This window comes from Bacteroides galacturonicus (assembly GCF_003096855.1).
Taxonomy (GTDB): Bacteria; Bacillota; Clostridia; order Lachnospirales; family Lachnospiraceae; genus Lachnospira; species Lachnospira rogosae.
The window spans coordinates 1-3,943 of the sequence record NZ_QEOA01000001.1; the positions used below are offsets into that span (position 1 = coordinate 1).

General features: G+C 35.5%; 3 protein-coding genes and 2 pseudogenes. All 5 read left to right on the forward strand.

Annotation, left to right across the window (positions count from 1 at the left end; translation table 11 throughout):
* Positions 1-226 precede the first annotated feature (226 nt).
* Positions 227-703, forward strand: a pseudogene (locus tag C7390_RS13485) (DUF5688 family protein).
* Between the two features lie 346 nt (positions 704-1,049).
* On the forward strand, positions 1,050-1,445 hold the full coding sequence (locus C7390_RS00015) for a hypothetical protein (RefSeq protein WP_318295432.1): 396 nt from the start codon (positions 1,050-1,052) through the stop codon (positions 1,443-1,445).
* Between the two features lie 2 nt (positions 1,446-1,447).
* Positions 1,448-2,401 carry an alpha/beta hydrolase gene (locus tag C7390_RS00020; protein ID WP_055306193.1) on the forward strand — a complete coding sequence of 318 codons (954 nt, stop codon included), beginning with the start codon at positions 1,448-1,450 and terminating at the stop codon, positions 2,399-2,401.
* The gene (locus tag C7390_RS00025) at positions 2,385-2,972 is read left to right on the forward strand and encodes an RluA family pseudouridine synthase (protein ID WP_318295433.1); all 588 of its coding nucleotides are present in this window, start codon (positions 2,385-2,387) and stop codon (positions 2,970-2,972) included. The genes C7390_RS00020 and C7390_RS00025 overlap by 17 nt, the downstream gene beginning before the upstream one ends.
* 343 nt (positions 2,973-3,315) lie before the next feature.
* Positions 3,316-3,943: pseudogene (locus tag C7390_RS00030) on the forward strand (transposase); the annotation flags it as partial.

Here is a 3,943-nt window from a genome sequence, read left to right on the forward strand (position 1 = left end):
CGGATATTTTATCGTATTCCATGTTTTCTATCTTTCCAATATCATTCTTGTATTTCCTTGTTTTTGATATCTCATAATTAGCCGGCTTTATGAATACTATCTGATTATTAGCTTCAAGAAACAGATAGTTTTCCTCGCTCTCATAACCAGCATCTGCAGTTATGTTCTTATAATTGTTAATACACAGGCAAATAAAAAATTATTCAGTAATGCTCCACACTTCCCTATTACAGATGATTTGTCGGTAATGTATTACTTACAGATTGAACGTGGTGCTCCTGCAACTATTACTAATCAGATGTTAGACATATGGGGAATAGATAAAAATGATGCCGTAAATAAATTGTGGGATTATGCTTATAAGAATACTATGGAACAAAATACACCAGAATTTTTTAATATAGCAGAAAAGTTATACCCTTATATGGATAAAGATGATTTTGATACAAGCCTTTATGTGCTATCTAATAAAGACAGAACATTCGGGGTATCTTTATTGCTTTACGATAACACAGACATTTTAAAGGATTGTTTAAATAAGGTGAAGGATTAAACTGGTAATAATTGTAAAGGGCTATATGTTTTACCAAGCAGCATACACGAACTTATATTAGTTCCTGATAATGGTGATATGAATAAAAATTATATGATGCAGATGGTGCGTGAAGTTAATTCAACAGAAGTCAGACCAGATGAAATATAATGGTAAGAAATAATTGACGTTTAGCACTATGTGAGTTAGCATAGTGGTAGACAATTACTTCTTTGTATCACGCAAATCTAATTTCCGAAATTCTTCATAAAAAAGGAAATATAATTTTTCAAAAAGAAGCAAGGTGAAAAGAAGAAAATGAATTTATTTAATGCAAAACTGTGGAAAAGAAAGTGAAAAAATAAATTCCATTTTGGGGGCTAAAAAATGGAAAAATAGTTTTCTCTGATACAAAAGCCTGTTTAGAACATATATCAATTAAGAACCTTAAATATATCGTCCTGTTTTGGATATTGTAAAACTATGAGTGATTTATATGACAGAAAGAAGGTTAAATATGATAATTGAAAAGGAATATTTTGATTCAGAAGAAGTCAGGAAAGCGAATGCCATGAATGATAAGACGATGGCACCACTAAGAAGAATACGTCTTGCGACAACGGACAGTAACAAATATTATGCCAAAGCCGTATTTGTAGCCGATAAAGAAAATATAATTACCGGTGAGCTTCTTTACAGACCAGATTTTCAGGAGTCAGAAGAGGAAGTGGCATTCAGTGAGGTTGTTGTTAAGCAGACAGCAGATGTGGAAGAATATTTCAAGAATCTTATAAGGTTTGAAGGCTATAAAGTGATTCCGGAAGAATATGATGAGAGTGATATGCTTATGCATTATGATGAGCTGAGCATACAGGCTAATAAGCTTTTGTTTCTTGAGAGCAGGGGGGAGTAGATATGACAGATACGCAGAATGAGGTGTTTAAGTCACCAGTAAACAAGATAAGGCTGTTTGAGCATGGGGCTCCGGGTTCGCAGAACCTTAAGCTTACAAGAAAATATTACACTGAAGATATGCCTGATGGAAGAGTAAAGCATATAGTGCAGAACATTACAGATCCGGATATTGTTCCTTATATACCTGATGGTATTGGTAACAGTACAGACAGACAAAGGATTCCGGCAGTATTGATTATTCCAGGAGGTGCGTTCAGACGCCTTGTATACAACTTTGAAGGTGAAGATGTTGCAAAGTGGCTTAATAGTATGGGAATAGCTGCATTTGTTCTTGAATGCAGACTTCCATCAGATGAACATGATAATGCAGAGGATGTCCCACTTATAGATGCTATGCGTGCAATGAGAGTTATAAGAGGAAGGGCACAGGAATTCGGTATAGATGAAGCTAAGATAGGCGTTATGGGCTTTTCAGCAGGAGGCTTTATGGCAGCGTTATTATCAACAGCGTATGAAAGTGATGTGTATGCGGATTATAAGTATAAGGATGAATATGATAAACTATCAGCAAGACCAGATTTTGCTGTTTGTTCATATCCGGTTATAAGTATTGACGATTGTATTGAAGCAGGCAAAAGATATATGTCTGAGGAACAGGTGCTTGAGAGAATCAGTGACAGTAAGGCAAAGATACTGCATAAGTATAATCCGGATAAGCTTGTAAGACCGGATATGCCGCCAGTATTTATATGTGAAACGGATGATGACAGAACAACATTGTCTGAGAACAGTGTGGGCTTTTATATGGCAGCAAGAAAAGCCGGTGTAAGTGCTGAACTTCATATATTTAGAACAGGTGGCCATGGTTATGGCTGTGGTGATGATTTTGCACAGACTGGTGAGTGGAAAGTACTTTTTACAAAGTGGATTAAGAGTATTGGAATTATTAGTTGAGATGGATCTTGTAAGTGAAGTTCTTACATATAGAAAAAGCAAGGGTGAAGAAGCTTACGCAGCTATAATAAACAGACTTGACCGTCCTGTATCAGGGCTTGTGCTTATGGCTAAGAATAAAAAGGAAGCAGCAAGATTGTCTTTACTTATGCAAAAAGGAACACTATGTAAACATTACCAGGTGCTTGTATGTGGAAAACCAGATTCTGATGAGGGCGAACTTGTGGATAATCTTATAAAAGATGCAAAGAATAATGAATCATCGGTAGTTTCAAAAGGAACGGCGGGTTCTAAGGAAGCAAGACTTAAGTACAGGCTTCTTTCTTATGATGAAGAAGCAGACATATCAAGGCTGGATATTCATCTTATAACAGGCATACATCATCAGATACGTGTCCAGCTTGCTTCAAGAAACATGCCGGTTGCTGGTGATGGAAAGTATGGTGGAAATATGGCAGTCCAGGCAGCTGAAAGGATAAAAGGCATACGTATTAAGCGTGGCTGCATAGCGTTATGTGCGGTTAGTCTTAAGGTTGATGGCAAGTTATACGAAGTGAAACCAGGATTTTAGATATAGGTATAAGATGGGGCTGTCGCACTAAGAAATTAGTGCGGTGCCCCTTCTTTTATGTTAAGGTGGGATATAACCTAAAAAAATAAATCCCAGGCTTCGAAAAACCTGGGATTTATGGTAAAATATTAGTATGCTATTACATAATAAATTACAAAAAGATTATACGTTAAATCAGAGTGGATATCAACTAAAACTTCCACTCAAATTAGAAACAATTATTCCTAAGAATGATTCTGTGCGGTTACTCAGTCAGTTTGTAGAGGAGATGGATTTGACTGATCTATATTCTACTTATGATAGAATAAATTCTTTATCGCCAAGAACACTTTTGAAGATTGTTTTATACTCTTACATGAATGGCGATTATTCATCCCGTTCTATGGAATTAAACTGCAAAAGAGATATCAATTTCATGTTTCTTTTAGAAGGGCATTCTGCACCTGATCATGCAACACTTGCAGGATTCAGAAGCATTCATTTTGCCCCTTGTTCTAAGCGTATTCTCGCAGAAGTTTCAAATATCCTTTTTGATTTAGGTGAAATATCTGGTGAAACTATCTTTATTGATGGTACCAAGATTGAGGCAGATGCCAATAAATATACTTTCGTGTGGAAAAAAGCCGTTACAAAAAATCAGGCAAAACTGTTAATTAAATTAGCTGATTTTGTAGCTGAATGTGAACAACTCTATGACATAAAAATAGTTTATGGAAATGTAATAAAAATCAAACATTTAAAGAGACTACGCAAGAAGCTGTATGCTCTTAAAGATGCTGAACATAACTTAAAATTCAAATATAAGAACATAACTGCAGATGCTGGTTATGAGAGCGAGGAAAACTATCTGTTTCTTGAAGCTAATAATCAGATAGCATTCATAAAGCCGGCTAATTATGAGATATCAAAAACAAGGAAATACAAGAATGATATTGGAAAGATAGAAAACATGGAATACGATAAAATATCCG

What these genes read in the sequence shown, in the direction of transcription:
- C7390_RS00015 (WP_318295432.1), top strand. Translation starts at nt 1,050, where the DNA reads ATGATAATTGAAAAGGAATATTTTGATTCAGAAGAAGTCAGGAAAGCG.
- C7390_RS00020 (WP_055306193.1), top strand. Translation starts at nt 1,448, where the DNA reads ATGACAGATACGCAGAATGAGGTGTTTAAGTCACCAGTAAACAAGATA.